Raw genomic sequence first — 22,877 nt, 5'->3', positions numbered from 1 at the left:
ACCCTACAGGACCTCTTCGTGATTAATAAACTCTCCGCCCTGCTGAAAAGCGCCCAAATTTCCCTGTCCGATCAGCAGAAACAGCAGCTGGTGGGCTATGTGGAGCTGCTCCACAAATGGAACAAAGCCTATAACCTGACCTCGGTGCGTGACCCGGAACAGATGCTGGTGCGTCATATTCTCGACAGCATCGTGGTGGAACCCCACCTGGTGGGTGAACGCTTTATCGATGTTGGCACCGGGCCCGGCTTGCCGGGCATCCCGCTGGCGATTGTGCGGCCGCAGGCGCATTTCACCCTGTTAGATAGCCTCGGCAAGCGTGTGCGCTTCCTGAAGCAGGTACAGCATGAACTGAAGCTGGAGAACGTCACCCCCGTGCAGAGCCGCGTTGAAGACTTCCCTGCCGAGCCTCCGTTTGACGGGGTGATCAGCCGGGCATTCGCTTCACTGACGGATATGGTCAGCTGGTGCCACCATCTGCCTGGCGGGAATGGCCGATTCTATGCCCTGAAAGGCATCCTTCCGCACGATGAAATCGCCGCTTTACCGGCCGGTTTTAGCGTGGAGAAGGTGTGCCCGCTGTCGGTGCCAACGCTGACCGGCGAGCGTCATTTGGTGATTATTTCGCCATCTGTCTAACCGATTGAGCCAAAAAACAGGCCCGTTAGTGTGTTTAACCCGCATTAACGGGCTTTTTTTTAGCCAGGAAAACCCTTATTTTTATCCGCATTCGGGGTTTTTAAGAAATAGTTAACCCCTGAAATTATATGACTTTTTTATCTCCAGTCCCGGCCTTAAGCCTGAATCGTGGTGAGCGGGGAGAGGGGAGGGCTTTTTTTTGCGAAAATTTGCCTGGACGGAGCTGTTACCATCAGGTTAAATCAGCCGACGGAAATGATCTGACAATCTCAGTTACATTTAACCTTAAGTTCACATTTTATTATCACTTTGATCACCTTTGGCCCGATATTTAAGGGTGCCGATAGTCACGCATGAAAATATATCCACGCAATAAATCGGCGTGAGTAATGGCTTGAGCAATGTTAAATAATTGCTACAGATGTCAATAAGACCTTTTAATCGAAGCAACAGGGCGTTTTTAAAAAACTAATAGCTAATATATTGATATTAAACAATTAAAATTCATACTGTTGCGTATTATTAGGATAAAGCCAGCTTGTTTGTCCGGTATTACATTGCTGAATTGTGATCTGTCGCACGCTTTGTGAGCAAGCAATGTCGTGTATTGCAGAAAAAAACCAGCCAATTGCCGCCGCCAGCAGTTTGGGAAAACGGAGCGCTGGAAAGAAATTTAAATAATTGTTCACCTTTTCTCTACTTATCGATTGAAATCACAGGTGCGCACCGTATAATTTGCACGTTTTTTGCTGCTTGACTCAAAAGAGCAAAGGCAGTTTTATACGACACGCGACATACCCCCATCGGGGCAGGAGAGTTTCAGCGTCATGTCAGTGTCCCTTTACAGAGTAAAATTTGCCCGGACCGTGTTGCTTTTGCAGCTGGTGACCTTTGTCGTAATCGGCGCACTGTTTTTTGCCCTGAAAGATCTGACGTGGGGCGTGTCCGCCTTAGCGGGTGGACTGGCAGCCTGGCTGCCGAACGTGTTGTTTATGATTTTTGCCTGGCGCCACCGGGCGGGGCATGAAGTAACAGGGCGGCTCGCCTGGACTTTTGCGTTAGGCGAAGTGCTAAAGGTGTTCGTTACTGTTCTCGTGATTATCGTGGCGCTGGGAGTGTTTAAGGCGGTGTTTACGCCGCTGGGACTGGCCTGGTTATCGGTGCTGATTGTGCAAATTGTCGCACCGGCTGTAATTAACAACAAAGGGTAAGAGGCATCATGGCTGCAGGAGAAATCTCTACGCCGCAAGAATACATAGGTCATCATCTGAATAACCTTCAGCTTGACCTGCGTACCTTCGAGCTAGTGAATCCGCACGACGCTCCGGCGACGTTCTGGGTACTAAATATCGACTCCATGTTTTTCTCTGTGGTGCTGGGACTGGTGTTCCTGGTGCTGTTTCGCAAAGTCGCGAAATCAGCGACCAGCGGCGTGCCGGGTAAATTACAGGCCGCTGTTGAGCTAGTTGTTGGCTTCGTTGACGACAACGTGCGCGACATGTACCACGGTAAAAGCAAACTCATCGCTCCACTGGCCCTGACGATTTTCGTCTGGGTGTTCCTGATGAACTTCATGGACCTGCTGCCAATCGATCTGCTGCCGTACATCGGCGAGCATGTCTTTGGTCTGCCAGCGTTGCGTGTGGTGCCTTTCTGCTGACGTGAACGTCACGCTGTCGATGGCCCTTGGCGTATTTATTTTGATTCTGTTCTACAGCATCAAGATGAAAGGCATTGGCGGCTTTACTAAAGAGCTGACTCTGCAACCCTTCAACCACCCTGTATTCATTCCGATCAACCTGATTCTGGAAGGTGTGAGCCTGCTGTCCAAACCGGTATCTCTGGGTCTGCGACTGTTCGGAAACATGTATGCGGGGGAATTGATTTTTATCCTGATTGCCGGTCTGTTGCCGTGGTGGTCACAGTGGATTCTGAATGTGCCATGGGCCATTTTCCACATCCTGATCATTTCGCTGCAGGCTTTCATTTTCATGGTCTTAACGATTGTCTATCTGTCGATGGCATCTGAAGAACATTGATTTTTTCTCAACACTACTGCGTTTTAACTGAAACAAACTGGAGACTGTCATGGAAAACCTGAATATGGATCTGCTGTACATGGCTGCCGCTGTGATGATGGGCCTGGCGGCAATCGGTGCTGCGATCGGTATCGGCATCCTCGGAGGCAAATTCCTGGAAGGCGCCGCACGCCAACCGGATCTGATTCCTCTGCTGCGTACGCAGTTCTTTGTTGTAATGGGTCTGGTGGATGCAATCCCAATGATCGCTGTTGGTCTGGGTCTGTACGTGATGTTTGCTGTCGCGTAAAAACCGATAGTTCATCGCCAGCGTTTGTGGGCGATGAACGGCTTCTGGCCGCTGCTTCGGCAGCGGCAGAAAAAGTTAACTTAACAAGAGGCATTGTGCTGTGAACATTAACGCAACAATCCTCGGCCAGGCTATCGCGTTCATCCTGTTTGTCCTGTTCTGCATGAAGTACGTGTGGCCGCCGCTTATGGCTGCTATCGAAAAGCGCCAGAAAGAAGTTGCCGAAGGCCTTGCTTCCGCTGAACGTGCCAAGAAAGATTTGGATCTCGCGCAGGCTAATGCGACCGACCAGCTGAAGAAAGCGAAAGAAGACGCTCAGGTAATCATCGAGCAGGCGAACAAACGCCGCGCGCAGATCCTGGACGAAGCGAAAGCTGAGGCTGAGCAGGAACGTAGCAAGATCGTCACCCAAGCGCAGGCAGAAATTGATGCCGAACGCAAACGTGCACGTGAAGAGCTGCGCAAGCAGGTCGCGATGCTGGCTGTTGCCGGCGCCGAGAAAATCATTGAACGTTCCGTGGATGAAGCTGCTAACAGCGACATCGTTGATAAACTGGTCGCTGAACTGTAAGGGAGGGGCTGATGTCTGAATTTACTACCGTAGCTCGCCCCTACGCTAAAGCCGCTTTTGACTTTGCGGTTGAACATCAAAGTATCGATCGCTGGCAGCAGATGCTGGCGTTTGCCGCCGAAGTGGCTGGCAATGAACAGGTATCAGAACTTCTTTCCGGCGCTCTGGCGCCGGAAGCGTTGTCTGGAGCGTTCATCGCGATCTGTGGTGACCAACTCGACGAAGCCGGTCAGAACCTGATTAAGGTGATGGCTGAAAACAAACGTTTGCCAGCGCTTACCGCTGTTCTGGAACAGTTCATCCAACTGCGTGCCGCACATGATGCGACCGCTGAGGTTGAAGTTATCTCTTCCACGACATTGAGCGATGAACAGCTGACCAAAATCAGCAGCGCGATGGAAAAACGTCTGTCACGCAAAGTTAAGCTGAATTGCAAAATTGATAAGTCTGTAATGGCAGGCGTAATCATCCGTGCGGGTGATATGGTCATTGACGGAAGCGTACGCGGTCGTCTCGAACGCCTCGCAGACGTCTTGCAGTCTTAAGGGGACTGGAGCATATATGCAACTGAATTCCACCGAAATCAGCGAACTGATCAAGCAGCGCATTGCTCAGTTCAATGTAGTGAGCGAAGCTCACAACGAAGGTACTATTGTTTCTGTAAGTGACGGTATCATCCGCGTCAACGGCCTGGCCGATGTGATGCAGGGTGAGATGATTGCCCTGCCGGGTAACCGTTACGCTATCGCACTGAACCTGGAGCGCGACTCTGTTGGTGCTGTAGTCATGGGCCCATACGCTGACCTCGCCGAAGGCATGAAGGTTAAGTGTACTGGCCGTATCTTAGAAGTACCGGTCGGCCGTGGCCTGCTGGGCCGCGTAGTGAACACCCTGGGTGCTCCTATCGATGGTAAAGGCGCTATCGACAACGACGGTTTCTCACCGATCGAAGTGATTGCACCAGGCGTTATCGACCGTCAGTCCGTTGACCAGCCTGTACAGACTGGTTACAAGTCTGTCGATGCGATGATTCCAATCGGTCGTGGCCAGCGTGAGCTGATCATCGGTGACCGTCAGACCGGTAAAACCGCAATGGCGATCGATGCGATCATCAACCAGCGCGATTCCGGCATCAAATGTGTGTACGTAGCTATCGGCCAGAAAGCCTCTACCATCGCTAACGTGGTACGTAAACTGGAAGAGCACAACGCGCTGGCTAACACCATCGTTGTGGTGGCAACCGCATCTGAGTCTGCTGCTCTGCAATACCTGGCACCGTATGCCGGTTGTGCGATGGGCGAATACTTCCGTGACCGCGGTGAAGATGCACTGATCGTGTACGATGACCTGTCTAAACAAGCTGTTGCTTACCGTCAGGTTTCTCTGCTGCTGCGCCGTCCACCAGGCCGCGAAGCGTTCCCTGGCGACGTGTTCTACCTCCACTCCCGTCTGCTGGAGCGTGCTTCCCGCGTGAGCGCCGACTATGTTGAGCGTTTCACCAACGGTGAAGTGAAAGGTAAAACCGGTTCACTGACTGCGCTGCCAATCATCGAAACCCAGGCGGGTGACGTTTCTGCGTTCGTTCCAACCAACGTAATCTCGATTACCGATGGTCAGATCTTCCTGGAAACCAACCTGTTTAACTCCGGTATTCGTCCGGCAGTTAACCCGGGTATCTCAGTATCTCGTGTAGGTGGTGCTGCTCAGACCAAGATCATCAAGAAACTGTCCGGTGGTATTCGTACCGCGCTGGCACAGTATCGTGAACTGGCTGCGTTCTCTCAGTTCGCCTCCGATCTGGATGAAGCAACCCGCAAACAGCTGAGCCACGGTCAGAAAGTGACCGAGCTCCTGAAACAGAAACAGTATGCGCCGATGTCTGTCGCGCAGCAGGGTCTGGTGCTGTTTGCCGCCGAGCGTGGCTTCCTGAATGACGTCGAACTGGCGAAAATCGGTAGCTTCGAAGCGGCACTGCTGGCTTACGCGGATCGCGATCACGCAGAGCTGATGGCTGATATCAACCAGTCTGGTAACTATAACGGCGAAATCGAAGAGAAGCTGAAAGGCCTCCTCGAAACGTTTAAAGCAACCCAGTCCTGGTAATGTCTGGCGGCTTGTTCCTTCGGGGGCAGGCCGCAAGGCTTTGAGGAGAAGCTTATGGCCGGCGCAAAAGAGATACGTAGTAAGATCGGCAGCGTGCAAAACACGCAGAAGATCACCAAAGCGATGGAAATGGTCGCCGCCTCCAAAATGCGTAAATCGCAGGAACGCATGGCGGCCAGCCGTCCTTATGCAGAGACCATGCGCAAAGTGATTGGTCACATTGCGTTAGGTAATCTGGAATACAAGCACCCTTACCTGGAAGAGCGTGACGTTAAACGCGTCGGCTATCTGGTCGTGTCTACCGACCGCGGGCTTTGTGGTGGTTTGAACATTAACCTGTTCAAACGAGTGCTGGCTGATATGAAGGCCTGGGCTGATAAAGGCGTCGAAAGTGATATGGCGATTATCGGTTCCAAAGGTCTGTCATTCTTCAGCTCTGTTGGCGGCAACGTGGTTGCTCAGGTTACCGGGATGGGTGATAAACCTGCCCTGTCCGACCTGATTGGCCCGGTCAAAGTGATGCTTCAGGCATACGATGAAGGCCGTCTCGACAAGCTGTTTATCGTCAGCAACAAATTTATCAACACCATGTCTCAGACTCCACAGATCGTACAGCTGCTGCCATTACCGCCAGCAGATGATGCGGAAGGCGTTGTGAAGAAGAGTACCTGGGACTATCTGTATGAACCGGATCCGAAAGCGCTGCTGGACACGTTACTGCGCCGCTATGTCGAGTCTCAGGTTTACCAGGGTGTTGTTGAAAACCTGGCCAGCGAGCAGGCCGCGCGAATGGTGGCGATGAAAGCCGCAACCGATAACGGCGGAAACCTGATCAAAGAGCTGCAGTTGGTATACAACAAGGCTCGTCAGGCCAGCATCACCCAGGAACTTACCGAGATTGTCGGTGGGGCCTCCGCGGTTTAACCAGGTTTAATGAATTAGGTAGAGGATTCAAGATGGCTACTGGAAAGATTGTCCAGGTAATCGGCGCCGTGGTTGACGTCGAGTTCCCTCAGGACGCAGTACCACAAGTGTACAGCGCCCTTGAGGTTAAAAATGGTGATGCTCGTCTGGTGCTGGAAGTTCAGCAGCAGCTGGGTGGCGGCGTGGTTCGTACCATCGCCATGGGTTCTTCAGACGGCCTGAAGCGCGGTCTGGAAACTGTCGACCTTGAGCATCCGATCGAAGTACCTGTTGGTGTTGCAACGCTTGGCCGTATCATGAACGTGCTGGGTGAGCCAATCGATATGAAAGGCGACATCGGCGAAGAAGAGCGTTGGGCGATTCACCGTTCAGCACCTTCTTACGAAGATCAGTCAAACTCGCAGGAACTGCTGGAAACCGGCATCAAGGTTATCGACCTGATGTGTCCGTTCGCTAAGGGCGGTAAAGTCGGTCTGTTCGGTGGTGCGGGTGTAGGTAAAACCGTAAACATGATGGAGCTGATCCGTAACATCGCGGCTGAGCACTCAGGTTTCTCGGTATTTGCCGGTGTGGGCGAACGTACTCGTGAGGGTAACGACTTCTACCACGAGATGACCGACTCTAACGTTATCGACAAAGTGTCCCTGGTTTATGGCCAGATGAACGAGCCACCAGGAAACCGTCTGCGCGTCGCGCTGACCGGTCTGACCATGGCTGAGAAGTTCCGTGACGAAGGTCGTGACGTACTGCTGTTCATCGATAACATCTACCGTTACACCCTGGCCGGTACTGAAGTATCAGCACTGCTGGGTCGTATGCCTTCTGCGGTAGGTTATCAGCCAACGCTGGCGGAAGAGATGGGCGTTCTGCAGGAACGTATCACCTCGACCAAAACCGGTTCAATCACTTCCGTTCAGGCCGTTTACGTCCCTGCGGATGACTTGACTGACCCGTCACCAGCCACCACCTTTGCGCACTTAGACGCAACCGTGGTACTGAGCCGTCAGATCGCTTCACTGGGTATCTACCCGGCGGTTGACCCACTGGATTCTACCAGCCGTCAGCTGGATCCACTGGTTGTTGGTCAGGAACACTATGACACTGCGCGTGGCGTTCAGTCACTGCTGCAGCGTTATCAGGAACTGAAAGACATCATCGCCATCCTGGGTATGGACGAACTGTCAGAAGAAGACAAACTGGTGGTAGCACGCTCGCGTAAGATGCAGCGCTTCCTGTCCCAGCCGTTCTTCGTGGCAGAAGTATTCACCGGTTCTCCGGGTAAATACGTGTCCCTGAAAGATACCATCCGTGGCTTTAAAGGCATCATGGAAGGCGAGTTCGACCATATGCCAGAGCAGGCTTTCTACATGGTAGGTTCCATCGAAGAAGCCGTGGAAAAAGCGAAGAAACTGTAATTTCAGTTTCCCTGGAGGTTAACAATGGCTATGACTTTTCACCTGGACGTTGTCAGCGCGGAGCAGCAGATGTTCTCCGGTACTGTACAGAGCATCCAGGTATCAGGTAGCGAAGGTGAGCTGGGTATTCGCCCAAACCACGCCCCGCTCCTGACCGCCATTAAGCCTGGTATGGTTCGCATCGTTAAGCAGCACGGCGAAGAAGAGGTGATTTACCTCTCCGGCGGCGTGCTGGAAGTGCAGCCTGGCGCGGTTACCGTGCTGGCTGACACGGCGATCCGCGGCAGCGATCTTGATGAAGCTCGCGCGCTGGAAGCGAAACGCAAAGCCGAAGAGCATATGAACAGCTCGCACGGTGATGTTGACTTCGCCATGGCGTCTGCGGAACTGGCTAAAGCGATCGCCAAACTGCGCGTGATCGAGTTGACCAAGAACGCGATGTAACTCAGGTTTAAGTTGTTCGAGTGCCAGTCAGGAAACTGACTGGCATTTTTTTTGCCCCAATCCCGCCACCCGCTGCGCTTCAGGCTAATTTCGGGCTGAGAAAAATGTAGTATTCTTAGTGTTAAACCGTTTTACTTTCAACATCAAATAAAGAGTCAGGATGTCTATGTCTGAGAGCCCGATGAGCGTCGTTATCCTTGCCGCCGGTAAAGGTACGCGCATGTACTCCGAACTGCCGAAAGTGCTGCACTTACTGGCAGGAAAACCGATGGTTCAGCATGTGATTGATGCGGCGAAGGCGCTGAACGCGCAGCGCGTCAATCTGGTTTATGGCCACGGTGGTGACCTGCTGAAAAGCACCCTAAACGATGCCTCACTGAACTGGGTGCTGCAGGCGGAGCAGCTGGGCACGGGCCACGCGATGCAGCAGGCCGCCCCCTGCTTTGCTGATGACGAAGACATTCTGATGCTGTACGGCGATGTGCCGCTGATCTCGGTCGAGACGCTGCGCCGCCTGCAGTCGGCTAAACCGGCGGGCGGCATTGGCCTGCTGACGGTGATGCTCGATAACCCAACCGGTTACGGGCGCATCATTCGTGAAAACGGCCAGGTGGTCGGCATTATCGAACAGAAAGATGCCGCCCCTGAGCAGCTGCTGATTAATGAGATCAATACCGGCATCCTGCTGGCGAACGGCGCGGATCTGAAGCGCTGGCTCGGCAAGCTGACCAACAACAACGCGCAGGGCGAGTATTACATTACCGATATCATCGCCCTCGCCCATCAGGAAGGCCGCCAGATTGCGGCGGTACATCCGTCCCGCTCCACCGAAACCGACGGCGTGAACAACCGTTTACAGCTGGCGACGCTGGAGCGTGTTTACCAGGCGGAGCAGGCAGAAAAACTGCTGCTGGCCGGGGTGATGCTGCTGGATCCGGCACGTTTCGATCTGCGCGGCACGCTGGAGCACGGTCGCGATGTGGTGATCGATACCAATGTGATCATTGAGGGTCACGTTACCCTGGGTAACCGGGTGAAAATCGGCAGCGGCTGCGTGATTAAAAACAGCGTGATTGCCGACGACAGCGTCATCAGCCCGTACAGCGTGATTGAAGACGCACGGCTGGACACCGGCTGCAGCGTCGGGCCTTTCGCCCGCCTGCGTCCCGGTAGCGAACTGGCCGAAGGCGCGCACGTCGGTAATTTTGTTGAGATGAAAAAGGCACGGTTGGGCAAAGGCTCGAAAGCCGGGCATCTCAGCTACCTGGGCGATGCCGAGATTGGCAGTCACGTCAATATCGGCGCGGGCACCATCACCTGCAACTACGACGGCGTGAATAAATCGAAGACCATCATCGGCGACGACGTGTTTGTGGGTTCCGATACCCAGCTGATCGCCCCGGTGAGCGTCGCGGCGGGGGCCACCATCGCGGCCGGTACCACCATTATGAAAAACGTTCCGGCGGCGGGCCTGGTGTATAACCGCAAAGAGCAGCAGCTGAACGCCAGCTGGCAGCGTCCGGAAAAGAAAAAATAATCCATTCCAGGGGCCAGGCTCGCCTGGCCCTGTGTTTTGTTTTAAAGCAGTAAACATAAAAATAATCCCCACTCTACAAGGCTCGGGGAACCGAAAAATACTCGTCATTCTTCACATTGCAGGTGCGTTGGCTGCACCCGTTCACCCCGGTCACATAGTTGTCTATGCTCCCGGGGATTCACGGGCTTGCCGCCTTCCTGCAACGTGAATTATTTAGAGTATGCACCGGAATAATCAGGTCAGAAGACAACGCAGATGACGCTGAACGTCATCCTGTCAGGAAAATTTACTATGTGTGGAATTGTTGGAGCTGTAGCGCAGCGTGATATTGCAGAGATCCTGCTCGAAGGGCTGCGCCGTCTGGAGTACCGTGGTTATGACTCTGCGGGTCTGGCCGTGGTCGATCAGCAGGGAAATGCCACCCGCCTGCGCCGCCTGGGTAAGGTTCAGAACCTTGCTGAAGCGGCAGAGAGCACCGCGCTGATTGGCGGAACCGGTATCGCGCACACGCGCTGGGCAACCCACGGCGAGCCGTCGGAAGCCAATGCGCACCCGCATATCTCTGAACATATCATCATTGTTCACAACGGTATTATTGAGAACCACGAACCGCTGCGCGAGCAGCTGATCGCCCGTGGCTACACCTTTGCGTCAGAAACCGACACCGAAGTGGTGGCGCATCTGGTGCATTGGGAGCAGAAACAGGCTGGCGGCTCGCTGCGTGAAGTGGTGCAGCGCGTTATCCCTCAGCTGCGCGGCGCCTACGGCATGGTGATCGTCGACAGCCGTGACCCGTCCGTGCTGGTGGCCGCCCGTTCCGGCAGCCCGCTGGTGATTGGCCGTGGCGTGGGCGAAAACTTTATCGCCTCCGACCAGCTGGCCCTGCTGCCGGTGACGCGCCGCTTTGTTTACCTGGAAGAGGGTGACATCGCGGAAATGACCCGTCGTGACGTCACGATTTTCGATCGCAGCGGCGCTCAGGTGAAGCGCGCAGAGATCGAATCCACGGCGCAGTACGACGCCGGTGATAAAGGCGTTTACCGTCACTACATGCAGAAAGAGATTTACGAGCAGCCGGTCGCGATCAAAAACACCCTCAGCGGGCGTTTCAGCCATGGCGAAGTCGACCTCTCCGAGCTGGGCCCGAACGCGGATGCGCTGCTGGCCAACGTTGAGCATATCCAGATCGTGGCCTGCGGTACCTCCTATAACTCCGGGATGGTTTCGCGCTACTGGTTTGAGTCGCTGGCGAACGTGCCGTGCGACGTGGAGATCGCCTCTGAGTTCCGCTATCGCAAATCCGCGGTGCGCAATAACAGCCTGCTGATCACCCTGTCCCAGTCCGGTGAAACCGCCGACACCCTGGCAGCGCTGCGCCTGTCAAAAGAGCTGGGCTACCTCGGCTCGCTGGCAATCTGCAACGTGGCGGGTTCCTCACTGGTGCGTGAATCTGACCTGGCGCTGATGACCAAAGCCGGAACCGAAATTGGCGTGGCCTCGACCAAAGCCTTCACCACCCAGCTGACCGTGCTGCTGATGCTGGTGGCGAAAATTGGCCGGCTGAAAGGGGTGAACCCGCAGGTAGAACACGACATCGTGCACTCTCTGCAGGCACTGCCGAGCCGCATTGAGCAGATGCTGTCGCAGGATGAGAAGATCGCCGCGCTGGCGGAAGACTTCTCCGACAAGCATCATGCGCTATTCCTTGGCCGTGGCGATCAGTACCCTATCGCGATGGAAGGGGCGCTGAAGCTGAAAGAGATCTCCTACATTCACGCAGAAGCCTACGCCGCCGGCGAGCTGAAGCATGGCCCGCTGGCGCTAATCGATGCTGATATGCCGGTGATTGTGGTCGCGCCGAACAATGAACTGCTGGAGAAGCTGAAGTCGAACATCGAAGAAGTGCGCGCCCGCGGCGGCCTGCTGTATGTCTTCGCCGATGTTGATGCCGGTTTTGCCGACAGCGAAGGGATGCGCATTATCCCACTGCCGCACGTTGAAGAGGTGATTGCGCCAATCTTCTACACCGTGCCGCTGCAGCTGCTCTCGTACCACGTCGCCCTGATTAAAGGCACCGATGTGGATCAGCCGCGTAACCTGGCTAAGTCCGTTACGGTGGAATAAGCCTTCACGCCGTTGCTTAACAGTCCGGTATGCCTTTGGCTGCCGGACTTTTTTTATCATTATCTATGGCTGTAGCGTTTCATGTAAATGTAACCAAACAGGCTTTTCTTGCTTAAGGTTAAGCACTGCTGTGGACCAGCGAATCGTCATTTCTTTATCGGATTGGGTCTGCGTTTCCTGATATAACAACACCGCCCCGTCATTCCCTTCATGCAAAACAGAGAACTGATCCACGACAATTTTTAGCCCCGGACGGCTGGCGCGCTGCTGAAGGAAAAAATGGCTTAATGCTTCGCGATCGAGTCTTGCGCCTGACAGGGTTATCATGGAGTAGTGCGGACTGAAGCGCTCAAGGAGTAACTCCAGTTCACCCTCCCCTTTGCTCAACCAGTTTTCTATTGCAACGTGCGCTGCCAGTACTTCATTGATATAGATATTCATTAGCTTTTTTCCTCAGATTTGATGTGCATTTTAATACTGCGGTTATTAAGGCTTACACTCAGTAATGCCGGAATAACAGTACCTAAAGCGGCTGCATAAAATGTCCAAAGATAGGCCTGGCGTGACGGCAGATGGCTGATAAGCAGGTTCAATAACAGGCTTAACAACGCCACGCCAAAACAGAAGCTGAGTTGACGATTGATATTCCATAACGCGCTGGCTTGATGCATGTCAGGGGCGGCGATGTTAAGAAAAGCGCTGTTTTGGGCGGTGCTACTGCACAGGCTCCCTCCCAGCCCCATCAGCGCAAAGGCGATCGTCAGCAGGGAGTACTGGGCGCCGTGAGAAACCAGGGAAAGTGTCACAATCCCTGCTGCCTGCAGCAGGCAACCGGCAATAATCAAAGGGCGTGGCCCCAGGTGATTAAAAGTCTTACCTGTAATCATCAGCGCAAAAAATGACGCGATTGACCATGGGATCATCAATGCACCCGTGGCAGCAGGGGAGAGACTTAGAGATGTCTGAAGGTAGAGGATGCTGACCAGGCTCACTCCCATAAACAGCCCTGGGACACACTGGTACACCATCATTGAGTAGCGCATTAACGGGTCGGAAAGCAGGTCAAAGCTGAACAGCGGAGAGGAAACCCGACGATTATGCAGAGTGAACAGTATGAGTAGCACGATGCCCAGCAGTAAAAATGTGCCCCCCCTGATAATCTCGCCATTATCAGCCAACTCCGTCATGGCCGTTAGAACCAGAAAAAGCCCCGCGCACCCCATTAACAGCCCTGTAATGTCGAGTTTTCCCTCTTCTGGCGCGCGGACTCCATCTTTCAGCCAGGCAAAAGCCAGTATCAATGTCATTATTGCCAGCGGGAGACTGGCGAAAAATATCCAGCGCCAGTTCAATGCCTGAATTAGCCACCCCCCCAAAGCCGGTGAGAATGCCGGGGCGAGAAGTGCCACCAGCATCACAGCGGACGACAGCCGGGCACGTTCATGTTTAGCATACAATTGCCACGTCAATGCCTGTCCAACAGGTATCAGCAACCCGCCACCGATCCCCTGCACTATGCGCCAGAAAATCAGCCCTTCGATTGAACGGGCCAGGCCGGATAGCGTTGTTCCAATAACAAATAAAACCAGCGACGCTAAAAGAACGCGCCGCGCGCCCACACGTTGTGTCAGCCATGCGCCTAGAGGAATGATCAGCGTCAGCCCACAAATATAACCATTACTGATCCAGGCCAGTTGAGCGACAGAGGTTTGCATCGCCAGACCAATCGCCGGGTAAGCAACGGTAGAGATAAACATATTGATTAAGTCGAGGAAAAAACCAAGAAGGTAAACCATAGCCACTTTTTTGCGATAACTCATACCATCACTCCCTGTTGAGAGTGGCTAATATAGGGAGAATCCTGCAGCAGATAAACCGCCCGCGGGGTGATACACTGTCAAATAATTTTTGACAGTGTGTGAGTCGTTTATGCTCAATTTACAGCGGGTGGCGATGTTCGTTGCGGTCGCCGATGCAGGTAGCTTTACCTCCGCAGCGGCTTCCTCAGGCCAAACGAAAGCGGCAATTAGTGCGAGTATTCAGCGGCTGGAATCAGAGCTTGGCGTAGCGCTAATGCTGCGAACGACGCGACGTCTGACTCTGACGCAGGCAGGGGCGGCTTTTTATCAACGTAGTCTTCAGCTATTAAAGGACGCCGAACAGATAGCCAATGATGTGCGACTCAGCCATCATGGGTTCCGCGGTGAACTTTGTATCACCAGCACCGCGGAATATGGTTCTGAGAAGGTGATCCCTGCCCTGGTTGCATTTGGTCAGCTCCATCCCGAGCTCAGCGTGCGCCATGTCTCTTCTTCTTCACATGCCGATCTGGTCTCAGAACGTTTTGATATCGCCATCAGGCTGGGTAAGCTGGCAGACTCAAGTTATCACGCAGCGCTCATCGATCGCTTTTCAATACTCCCCGTCGCCACGCCAAAATGGTTAGCCGCTAACCCAATCCATTCACTTGAAGATCTGGGGAAGGCGCCATGGATTATTCATAATCGGCTTAAATCCCCTTTTAACTGGCAGATCGTCCACTCACAGGGGCAGCAGATTGATTTTGAGATAGTCAAATCTGTGCGGTACTCCACCGACAGTGCCTCCTCATTAATGAGTTTTGTCCTGCAGGATTGTGGCGTGGGGTTACTTCCTGAATGGCTGGTTCGGCCGATGTTGCTCAGTGGAAAATTAACGCATTTACTGCCGCAATACGCCTTCCCACAGCAGGGTATCTATGCCGTTTATCCCAACACACGACATGTTCCGGCGAAAGTGCGTGCCCTGATAGATTTCCTGAGGCTGCAAATAGGCTACGGCGAGGGCGATTAACACAGGTTCTGGTGCCCGTGGGGCCTTTTTTAACCAAACACCGCGCTCCTCCTTTCTTACAATCATCTCTCACTTGATGACATCTGAAGGGATTGCTATGAAAAAGATAAAAAGTGGAATTTGTCTGTTCTCGCTATATCTCGTTACCGCATTTCAGGCGAATGCCAATGCACCTGTGACCACCTGCCCGCTCCCGCTCACCACCTGCCCGGCACCGCTGGATAAACAGCTGCCCGATGTCAAAGATATGCTCACCTGGAGCCCGCAGCAGCGGACGATCGGTTTTCGCAACGACTACCGCTCATATCCGGGTGATATCTTCCATGCCGCGAACCCCGTGCCGATCCCGAAAGCCTACCGGGAGTTGTCGACCGTCAGCTATCAGTATCAGGGGCACCGCTACCGGCTGGATGATTATCTGCGGCGCAATAACGTCACCGGCATGATGGTGATTAAGGATGGTAAGGACGTCTGGGACTATTACGCGCACGGCAATATGCCGACTACCCTGTGGACCTCGCGCTCGGTGGGTAAGTCGGTGGTCTCCACGCTGGTGGGTATTGCGCTGCGCGAAGGGAAAATCACCTCGCTGGATGATGAACTGGTGAAATACAATCCGGCGGTGCGCGGCAGCGCGTGGGAAAAGGTGACGCTGCGTAATCTGCTACAGCACACTTCCGGCATTCGCTGGAATGAAGACTACACCGATCCAAACTCTGACTTCAGCAAGCTGACCCAGTGTGAGGCAGGTAAGGATACCTATGCCTGCGTCAGCCAGCTGGTGCTCAACCCGCAGCGCCAGGCGCTGGCCAAACCGGGAGAGGTTTGGTCATACGACTCCGGCGGCGCGTGGCTGTTGGGGGACACGCTGGAAAAAGCCACGGGTAAAACCCTGGCTCAGTATCTGCAGGAGCATATCTGGCAGCCGTTTGGCATGGTGCACGACGGCGTCTGGCACAGCTATCAGCCGGGTCAACATGACGTTGGCGCACACGGTTTTAACGCCACGCTGGAGGACTGGGGCAAGTTTGGCCTGTTTGTCATGAACAACGGCGTGCTGCCTGACGGTACGAAAACCCTGCCTGACGACTGGCTACAGCAGGCCACCGATTGGACCAAAGCCAGCAACTCGGTCAGCGCGGACAATCCAGACGGCGTTTACGGACTGCAGTGGTGGAATATCGCAGTACCTGCCAGCAGCGAGGATGGGCCAAAAGAGGGGCTTACCCGCGGCAAAACGCTGTCGGCAGAGGGGATCTTCGGCCAGATGATAGTGGTTGATCCGCTGCATAAGCTGGTGATTGTGCAGTGGTCGAGCTGGCCGCTGGCGGAACCCGCAGCGGGCGCTCAGCCGCGCGAAGCCTCGCTGATGTTTAATGCGATAGCCAATAAGCTGGATCGCTAACGCTATGCTCCGCCGGAGAAAAACACGCCGGCGGAGTTAACTTTATTTTCTCACGCGCAGCGACTTCGGATGCGTAAAGGCCTGATAAGAAAACTCGCCATGATAGCAGCCCATCCCTGACGAGCCGACCCCGCCAAACGGCAGGTAGTGCGAAGCCGCGTGCAGCATCAGCGCGTTGATACCGGCATCCCCGGCGGGAATAGCATCAATGAGGGTGCGCGCCCGCTGCAGGCTGCGTGAGAAAACATACGCCGCCAGCGGTTGGGGGTGGTGCAGATTGACGTTCATCGCCACCTCCTGCTCGCTGTCGAAGGTCAGGACCGGAAAAATGGGGCCAAATAGCTCACTCTGCATGGTGCTGTCATCAAATCTGACGTTGTCCACGATCGCTGGGGCAAAAAACCGCTGCGCCGGGTCAGACTCACCGCGCCAGATAATCTCCCCCTGGCTGGTGGCGAGGATCTGCTCCAGTCTGGCGTAAGCGGCATGGGAGACTATTTTACCGTTGCTGCCCGCCCGCTGAAAATGTTCGCTCAGCGCGGCGCTGAGCTTTGCCAGCACCACGGCTTTAATGCGCCGATCGATATAAAGGTAATCTGCAGCCACGCAGGTCTGCCCGCTGTTGATCATTTTGCTGGCAAGCAGCTCCTCTACCACGACGTCAGGATCGGCATCATCCAGAATAATCGCCGGGCATTTACCGCCCAGCTCCAGCAGCACCGGGGTGAGGTTTTTCGCCGCAGCGGCCATCACAATTTTCCCCACCTGCGGGCTGCCGGTGAAGAAAATCAGGTTGAACGGCAGGGTGAGCAGGTACGCATTCTCCTCTTTTGCCCCCTGACAGACGTGGATGTAGTCAGAGTCAAAGGTGCTGTTGATGATCTTCTCTATGACGGCAGAGGTGGCTGGCGTGGCCTCCGAGGGTTTAATGATGGCGGTGTTGCCGCCAATAATTGCGCCGATCAGCGGGCAGCAGCTCAGGTAGAGCGGGTAGTTAAACGGCCCGATAATGTAGTTAACCCCGTAGCCCTCACGCGTGATGTAACTTTCGCTGTTGCCGAGCAGGGGCGGGGTCGGCACTTTTTTCTCTATCGACCATTCATCGAGATGCTCGAGTGCGAAGCTGATTTCATTCAGCAGCGGCGCGAGCTCAGCCTGTTCTACTGCGTGATGACTGCGGCCAAGATCGGACCACATCGCCTCGCAGACGGCTTCCTTATGCAACAACAGCGCATGGCGCAGTTTAGTGAGCTGGGCCTTTTTGAACGGGTTATCGCGGGTGATGCCGGATAAAAACACTTTTTTCTGGCTGTGGAAAATATCCAGCAGCCGACCTTGCCATGTTGCGTCCATCGCACAGTCTCCTTTTTAAAGCTGGTAGGTTTTATCAATGATCAGCACCGGCTTGATAGTGACGCCGCTGGCGGAGTCTTCTCTGGCCTGATTGATATCGGCAAAGTCGTAGAACTTCACCAGTTTCTCGTACGGAAACAGGCCGCGCTGGTGCCAGTCAATGAGCTGGGGAATGGCGATTTGCGGAATGGCATCGCCCATCAGTACGCCGATCACCTTCTTGCTGGAGGCCACCAGGCTGCGCATGGGGTTGAAGGTCAGGTCGTGGCGCGTCACGGCAACCGGAGCCAGCGTACCGCCGGTTGCCAGCGCCTCCAGCGCGCTTTTCATCACCTCCGACAGGCCGGTGGTGTCGATCGCATAATTCACCCCAAGGCCCTGCGTATGGCTGGCAATCGTTGCCGCCACGTTTTCTCTGCCGCTGTTGATCGAATCCGTCGCGCCAAGCTCGCGCGCCAGCGCCAGGCGTGAATCATGGATATCAATGGCGATCACTTTCCGGCAGCCGGCAATTTTTGCCGCCATCATCGCGGCCAGCCCGACCGCGCCGGTGCCATAAATCGCCATGGTCGAACCGGGTTGAGGCTTCAGTCCGTTGAGCACCGTGCTTGCCCCGGTCAGCAGGCCACAGCCGAGCGGCGCGACCAGACGCAGATCGGTGCGCTTATCCACCACGATCAGATTGTTGAAGGAAGTGTGGCTGTAGGTAGCGAAAGAGGACTGGAAAAACATATTGGAGACTTTACTGCCGTCAGGCTTAAGGTGGATGGCGCTGCCATCGGCGCGAAATCCTGAGTTATTCATCATCCCCCAGTCGTGGCAGTGAGAGGGGTGGCCCTGGCGGCACTGAGCGCAGTGGCCGCAGTAAGCGTAGGACATCACCACGTGGTCGCCGGGCTGAATGCCTTTGACCGCTTTGCCCACCTCCTCAACGATACCGGCGCCCTCGTGACCGAGCACGCCGGGGAAAAAATGCTGCTCGTCACCGACGCGCAGCGCTTCATCCGAGTGGCAGATACCGGAGGCAACGAGTTTCACCCGCACCTCATCTTCGCGTAATGGCGCCAGCTCCAGCGTTTCCAGCTGATAGGGGGCATTGACCTGATTAACCACTGCTGCGGTAATTTTCATGACGTTTATCTCCTGTCCAATGGAGAGTCAAAAATAGCACCGTGAAAAAGCAGCGCAGCGGCAGGGAGAGCGATCGCACTAAAAGCGGGTTTTAGCATCAAGGTGCTGATGAATACAGCACAGCAGGATTTCGAAGGTCGTCACAAAAGTGTCATATAACGTACATTTTACTGTCACCAAACTGTCCTATTTTGCCTCCAGCAGCAATCATTAATTAGACAAACACGGCAACTGACCTGACTTTTCAATCCCGTGGAGGGAACATGACACTGATGCACAAAACCCTGGCTAAATTCGTCGCAGTAACCCTTTCTCTGAGCGCTGTTTCTGCCATGGCAGCGACGAATCTGACCGGTGCTGGCGGGACTTTCCCTGCCCCTGTGTATAACAAATGGGCTGCAGAGTACAACAAAGAAACGGGCAGCCAGGTTAACTATCAGGGGATTGGTTCATCCGGCGGCGTGAAGCAGATCATTGCGAAAACCGTCGATTTCGGTGCGTCAGATGCGCCGATGAAAGACGAAGATTTGGCAAAAAATGGCCTGTTCCAGTTTCCGACAGTTATTGGCGGTGTGGTACTGGCGGTTAATATTCCTGGTATCAAATCTGGTCAGCTGACGCTGGATGGCAAAACCGTCGGCGACATCTATCTCGGCACCATCAAAAAGTGGAACGACCCGGCGATCGTCAAGCTGAACCCGGGCGTGAAGCTGCCAGACTCCAACATCAACGTGGTGCGCCGCGCTGACGGTTCAGGCACCTCATTCGTCTTCACCAGCTACCTGTCGAAAGTGAACAGCGACTGGAAAGGCAAAATTGGCGCAGGCAGCACCGTGAACTGGCCAGTCGGTCTGGGCGGCAAGGGCAACGACGGCGTGGCCGCGTTTGTTCAGCGTCTGCCAGGCTCAATCGGTTACGTTGAGTATGCCTACGCCAAGCAGAATAGCCTGGCGTACACCAAGCTGATGGATGCCGATGGCAAAGCGGTTGAGCCAAGCGAGCAGAGCTTCAGCGATGCGGCTAAGGGCGCCGACTGGAGCAAATCGTTTGCCCAGGATCTGACTTTCCAGAAGGGCGACAACGCCTGGCCAATCACCTCGACCACTTTCATTCTGGTCCACAAAGAGCAGGCTAACGCTGAGAAAGGCGCTACCGTGCTGAAGTTCTTTGACTGGGCCTACAAAAACGGTGGTGAAACCACTAAGAGCCTGGACTACGCAACGCTGCCAGACTCCGTGGTTGAGCAGATCCGTGCCGCCTGGAAAGCCAACGTAAAAGACAGCTCAGGTAAAGCACTGTACTAAGCGAAGTCAGTATTTGTAGGGGCCGGGAAGCACCGGCCTGTACTCCGGGCGGCAGCGATGCCGCCCCGACAATTTCACTATCGAGACTGCTATGGCTGCAACCAAGCCGACATTCAAAGCTCCCGGCAAGCAAGGTGACATCATCTTCGGCGCACTGGTCAAACTGGCTGCGCTGATTGTGCTGTTGCTGCTTGGCGGTATTATCGTTTCCCTGCTGTTCTCCTCATGGCCGAGCATCCAGAAATTTGGTTTCTCCTTCCTGTGGACCAAAGAGTGGGATGCGCCAAACGAACAATTTGGTGCGCTGGTGCCGATTTACGGAACCGTCGTGACCTCGATTATCGCCCTGCTGATCGCTGTCCCGGTCAGTTTCGGCATCGCCCTGTTCCTGACTGAACTGGCACCCGCCTGGCTGCGTCGCCCGTTAGGGGTGGCGATTGAACTGCTGGCGGCGATCCCCAGCATTGTCTACGGCATGTGGGGGCTGTTTATCTTCGCCCCGCTGTTCGCCACTTATTTCCAGCAGCCGGTGGGCGATGTGATGGCGAACATCCCGATCGTCGGTGCGCTGTTCTCCGGTCCGGCATTTGGTATCGGTATCCTGGCCGCCGGAATTATCCTCGCGATCATGATCATTCCTTACATTGCCTCGGTAATGCGTGACGTATTCGAGCAGACGCCGGTGATGATGAAAGAGTCCGCTTATGGCATCGGCTGTACCACCTGGGAAGTGATCTGGCGCGTGGTGCTGCCGTTCACCAAGAACGGGGTGATCGGCGGCGTGATGCTCGGCCTTGGGCGCGCACTGGGTGAAACCATGGCGGTGACCTTTATCATCGGTAACACCTACCAGCTCGACAGCGCGTCGCTGTTTATGCCGGGCAACAGCATTACCTCCGCGCTGGCCAACGAGTTTGCCGAAGCCGAATCCGGCGTGCACACCGCTGCGCTGATGGAGCTGGGCCTGATCCTGTTTGTGATTACCTTTATCGTGCTGGCCTGTTCAAAACTGATGATTATGCGCCTGGCGAAAAGTGAAGGAGCGCGCTCATGACCACCATGGAAATGCAGGCTCGCGCCGAGCTGCTAGCCTCACGCCGCAAAATGCAGGCGTGGCGCCGCATGAAGAACCGCATTGCCCTCACCCTGTCGCTGCTGACCATGGCCTTTGGCCTGTTCTGGCTGGTGTGGATCCTGTTCGCTACGGTGACACGCGGTATCGACGGCATGTCGCTATCGCTGTTTACTGAAAACACCCCACCGCCGAACACGGCGGGTGGCGGGCTGGCTAACGCCCTCGCGGGCAGCGGCCTGCTGATCCTCTGGTCCACGGTGTTTGGCACGCCGCTGGGCATTATGGCGGGTATCTACCTTGCCGAGTACGGGCGTAAATCCTGGCTGGCCGAGATCACCCGTTTTATCAACGATATCCTGCTCTCCGCGCCGTCTATCGTCGTCGGTCTGTTCGTTTACACCATCGTGGTGGCGCAGATGCAGCACTTCTCCGGCTGGGCTGGCGTGGTGGCGCTGGCGCTGTTGCAGATCCCGATTGTGATCCGCACCACCGAGAACATGCTGAAACTGGTGCCGGACAGCCTGCGTGAAGCGGCCTACGCCCTGGGTACCCCGAAATGGAAGATGATTTCGGCAATCACCCTGAAAGCCTCGGTTTCCGGCATCCTCACCGGCGTACTGCTGGCGATTGCCCGTATTGCCGGTGAGACCGCTCCGCTGCTGTTTACCTCACTGTCGAACCAGTTCTGGAGCACCGACATGATGCAGCCGCTGGCGAACCTGCCGGTCACCATCTTTAAGTTCGCCATGAGCCCGTTTGCCGACTGGCAGAGCCTGGCCTGGGCGGGCGTGCTGATTATTACGCTGTGCGTACTGTTACTGAACATCCTGGCCCGCGTGATTTTCGCCAAGAGCAAACATTAATACTGTGCCGCACGGCTTAAGCGGTGCGGACTAAGTGAGATAAAAATGATGAGTAATTCCGCCAAGATGATTCAGGTTCGTGATTTGAACTTCTATTACGGAAAATTCCATGCGCTGAAAAATATCAATCTGGATATCGCGAAAAACCAGGTGACGGCGTTTATCGGCCCGTCAGGCTGCGGCAAATCCACCCTGCTGCGCACCTTTAACAAGATGTTTTCGCTTTATCCTGAGCAGCGTGCTGAAGGCGAAATCCTGCTGGATGGTGAAAACATTCTCACCGCAAACCAGGATATCGCCCTGCTGCGCGCGCGCGTTGGCATGGTGTTTCAGAAGCCAACCCCTTTCCCGATGTCGATCTACGACAACATCGCGTTTGGCGTGCGCCTGTTCGAAAAACTGTCGCGTGCCGATATGGACGAGCGCGTGCAGTGGGCGCTAACTAAAGCCGCGCTGTGGACAGAAACCAAAGACAAGCTGCATCAGAGCGGCTACAGTCTCTCCGGCGGGCAGCAGCAGCGTCTGTGCATTGCGCGCGGCATAGCTATCCGCCCGGAAGTGCTGCTGCTGGATGAGCCATGTTCGGCGCTCGACCCGATCTCGACCGGGCGCATCGAAGAGCTGATTACCGAACTGAAACAGGATTACACCGTGGTGATCGTGACCCACAACATGCAGCAGGCTGCGCGTTGCTCCGACCACACGGCATTTATGTACCTCGGCGAACTGATCGAGTTCAGCGACACGGATACGCTGTTCACCAAGCCGCATCAGAAGCAGACTGAAGATTATATTACCGGCCGTTACGGTTGATTTGACTGGAGAACAC

The 22,877-nt window shown here is 54.9% G+C and carries 21 protein-coding genes and 1 pseudogene; 18 read left to right on the top strand and 4 right to left on the bottom strand.

The window, feature by feature from the left end:
- Positions 1-18: 18 nt before the first annotated feature.
- The 12 genes and pseudogenes from rsmG to glmS all read left to right on the top strand — a co-directional run bounded on the left by rsmG (position 19) and on the right by glmS (position 12,085).
- Complete coding sequence (rsmG, locus tag ACLI4M_RS09705) at positions 19-639, top strand: 16S rRNA (guanine(527)-N(7))-methyltransferase RsmG (protein WP_133622347.1); 621 nt, start codon at positions 19-21, stop codon at positions 637-639.
- A gap of 827 nt (positions 640-1,466) precedes the next feature.
- Positions 1,467-1,850, top strand: coding sequence for a F0F1 ATP synthase subunit I (gene atpI / locus ACLI4M_RS09700; protein ID WP_048917949.1), 384 nt, complete (start codon positions 1,467-1,469; stop codon positions 1,848-1,850).
- An 8-nt stretch (positions 1,851-1,858) separates the two neighbouring features.
- Positions 1,859-2,678 (top strand): annotated as a pseudogene (gene atpB, locus ACLI4M_RS09695) (F0F1 ATP synthase subunit A).
- A 49-nt stretch (positions 2,679-2,727) separates the two neighbouring features.
- Entirely contained in the window at positions 2,728-2,967 is a 240-nt protein-coding gene (gene atpE / locus ACLI4M_RS09690) for a F0F1 ATP synthase subunit C (RefSeq protein WP_003849523.1), read from the top strand.
- A gap of 100 nt (positions 2,968-3,067) precedes the next feature.
- Complete coding sequence (gene atpF, locus ACLI4M_RS09685) at positions 3,068-3,538, top strand: F0F1 ATP synthase subunit B (protein ID WP_048917947.1); 471 nt, start codon at positions 3,068-3,070, stop codon at positions 3,536-3,538.
- An 11-nt stretch (positions 3,539-3,549) separates the two neighbouring features.
- A complete protein-coding gene (atpH, locus tag ACLI4M_RS09680; protein WP_048917946.1) occupies positions 3,550-4,083 on the top strand; it encodes a F0F1 ATP synthase subunit delta in 534 nt (177 codons plus the stop codon).
- Positions 4,084-4,099: 16 nt separating this feature from the next.
- Positions 4,100-5,641, top strand: coding sequence for a F0F1 ATP synthase subunit alpha (gene atpA / locus ACLI4M_RS09675; RefSeq protein ID WP_048917945.1), 1,542 nt, complete (start codon positions 4,100-4,102; stop codon positions 5,639-5,641).
- 54 nt (positions 5,642-5,695) lie between these two features.
- Entirely contained in the window at positions 5,696-6,565 is an 870-nt protein-coding gene (gene atpG, locus ACLI4M_RS09670) for a F0F1 ATP synthase subunit gamma (RefSeq protein ID WP_048917944.1), read from the top strand.
- Positions 6,566-6,597: 32 nt separating this feature from the next.
- On the top strand, positions 6,598-7,980 hold the full coding sequence (gene atpD / locus ACLI4M_RS09665; protein ID WP_048917943.1) for a F0F1 ATP synthase subunit beta: 1,383 nt from the start codon (positions 6,598-6,600) through the stop codon (positions 7,978-7,980).
- Between the two features lie 24 nt (positions 7,981-8,004).
- Complete coding sequence (locus ACLI4M_RS09660) at positions 8,005-8,424, top strand: F0F1 ATP synthase subunit epsilon (protein WP_048917942.1); 420 nt, start codon at positions 8,005-8,007, stop codon at positions 8,422-8,424.
- A gap of 166 nt (positions 8,425-8,590) precedes the next feature.
- Positions 8,591-9,961 carry a bifunctional UDP-N-acetylglucosamine diphosphorylase/glucosamine-1-phosphate N-acetyltransferase GlmU gene (gene glmU / locus ACLI4M_RS09655; RefSeq protein WP_048917941.1) on the top strand — a complete coding sequence of 457 codons (1,371 nt, stop codon included), beginning with the start codon at positions 8,591-8,593 and terminating at the stop codon, positions 9,959-9,961.
- Between the two features lie 291 nt (positions 9,962-10,252).
- Complete coding sequence (gene glmS / locus ACLI4M_RS09650; RefSeq protein ID WP_133622348.1) at positions 10,253-12,085, top strand: glutamine--fructose-6-phosphate transaminase (isomerizing); 1,833 nt, start codon at positions 10,253-10,255, stop codon at positions 12,083-12,085.
- A 63-nt stretch (positions 12,086-12,148) separates the two neighbouring features.
- On the opposite strand, the gene ACLI4M_RS09645 is transcribed toward glmS, so the two are convergent.
- Together ACLI4M_RS09645 and ACLI4M_RS09640 are read right to left on the bottom strand one after the other, a co-directional pair.
- Positions 12,149-12,526 carry a cytoplasmic protein gene (locus ACLI4M_RS09645; RefSeq protein WP_048917940.1) on the bottom strand — a complete coding sequence of 126 codons (378 nt, stop codon included), beginning with the start codon at positions 12,524-12,526 and terminating at the stop codon, positions 12,149-12,151.
- Positions 12,526-13,905: an MFS transporter gene (locus ACLI4M_RS09640; protein ID WP_133622349.1), complete on the bottom strand. Its 1,380-nt coding sequence runs from the start codon at positions 13,903-13,905 to the stop codon at positions 12,526-12,528. The genes ACLI4M_RS09645 and ACLI4M_RS09640 overlap by 1 nt, the downstream gene beginning before the upstream one ends.
- 109 nt (positions 13,906-14,014) lie before the next feature.
- On the opposite strand from ACLI4M_RS09640, the gene ACLI4M_RS09635 reads away from it, so the two are divergent.
- A complete protein-coding gene (locus ACLI4M_RS09635) occupies positions 14,015-14,917 on the top strand; it encodes a LysR family transcriptional regulator (RefSeq protein WP_048917938.1) in 903 nt (300 codons plus the stop codon).
- A gap of 97 nt (positions 14,918-15,014) precedes the next feature.
- Positions 15,015-16,322, top strand: coding sequence for a serine hydrolase domain-containing protein (locus tag ACLI4M_RS09630; RefSeq protein ID WP_133622350.1), 1,308 nt, complete (start codon positions 15,015-15,017; stop codon positions 16,320-16,322).
- A gap of 42 nt (positions 16,323-16,364) precedes the next feature.
- Here ACLI4M_RS09630 and mdlD read toward each other — a convergent pair whose 3' ends face one another.
- Both mdlD and ACLI4M_RS09620 read right to left on the bottom strand, forming a co-directional pair.
- A complete protein-coding gene (gene mdlD / locus ACLI4M_RS09625) occupies positions 16,365-17,675 on the bottom strand; it encodes an NAD(P)-dependent benzaldehyde dehydrogenase MdlD (protein ID WP_133622351.1) in 1,311 nt (436 codons plus the stop codon).
- Positions 17,676-17,690: 15 nt separating this feature from the next.
- Positions 17,691-18,806 (bottom strand): NAD(P)-dependent alcohol dehydrogenase, encoded by a 1,116-nt coding sequence (locus tag ACLI4M_RS09620; RefSeq protein WP_133622352.1) that lies wholly within the window; start codon positions 18,804-18,806, stop codon positions 17,691-17,693.
- A 263-nt stretch (positions 18,807-19,069) separates the two neighbouring features.
- Here ACLI4M_RS09620 and pstS point away from each other — a divergent pair, with 263 nt between their 5' ends.
- From pstS to pstB, 4 genes are all read left to right on the top strand, one after another.
- Positions 19,070-20,110, top strand: a complete 1,041-nt coding sequence (gene pstS / locus ACLI4M_RS09615; RefSeq protein WP_133622353.1) for a phosphate ABC transporter substrate-binding protein PstS — start codon at positions 19,070-19,072, stop codon at positions 20,108-20,110.
- Positions 20,111-20,201: 91 nt separating this feature from the next.
- Positions 20,202-21,164 (top strand): phosphate ABC transporter permease PstC, encoded by a 963-nt coding sequence (gene pstC / locus ACLI4M_RS09610; protein WP_048917933.1) that lies wholly within the window; start codon positions 20,202-20,204, stop codon positions 21,162-21,164.
- On the top strand, positions 21,161-22,048 hold the full coding sequence (gene pstA / locus ACLI4M_RS09605) for a phosphate ABC transporter permease PstA (protein ID WP_048917932.1): 888 nt from the start codon (positions 21,161-21,163) through the stop codon (positions 22,046-22,048). Before pstC ends, pstA begins: the two co-directional genes overlap by 4 nt.
- Positions 22,049-22,093: 45 nt before the next feature.
- A complete protein-coding gene (gene pstB / locus ACLI4M_RS09600) occupies positions 22,094-22,861 on the top strand; it encodes a phosphate ABC transporter ATP-binding protein PstB (RefSeq protein ID WP_048917931.1) in 768 nt (255 codons plus the stop codon).
- Positions 22,862-22,877 lie beyond the last annotated feature (16 nt).

It is taken from the genome of Erwinia sp. LJJL01 (genome assembly GCF_047300805.2).
Classification (GTDB): Bacteria; Pseudomonadota; Gammaproteobacteria; order Enterobacterales; family Enterobacteriaceae; genus Erwinia; species Erwinia aphidicola.
This window is presented reverse-complemented; position numbering and strand designations above follow the sequence as displayed.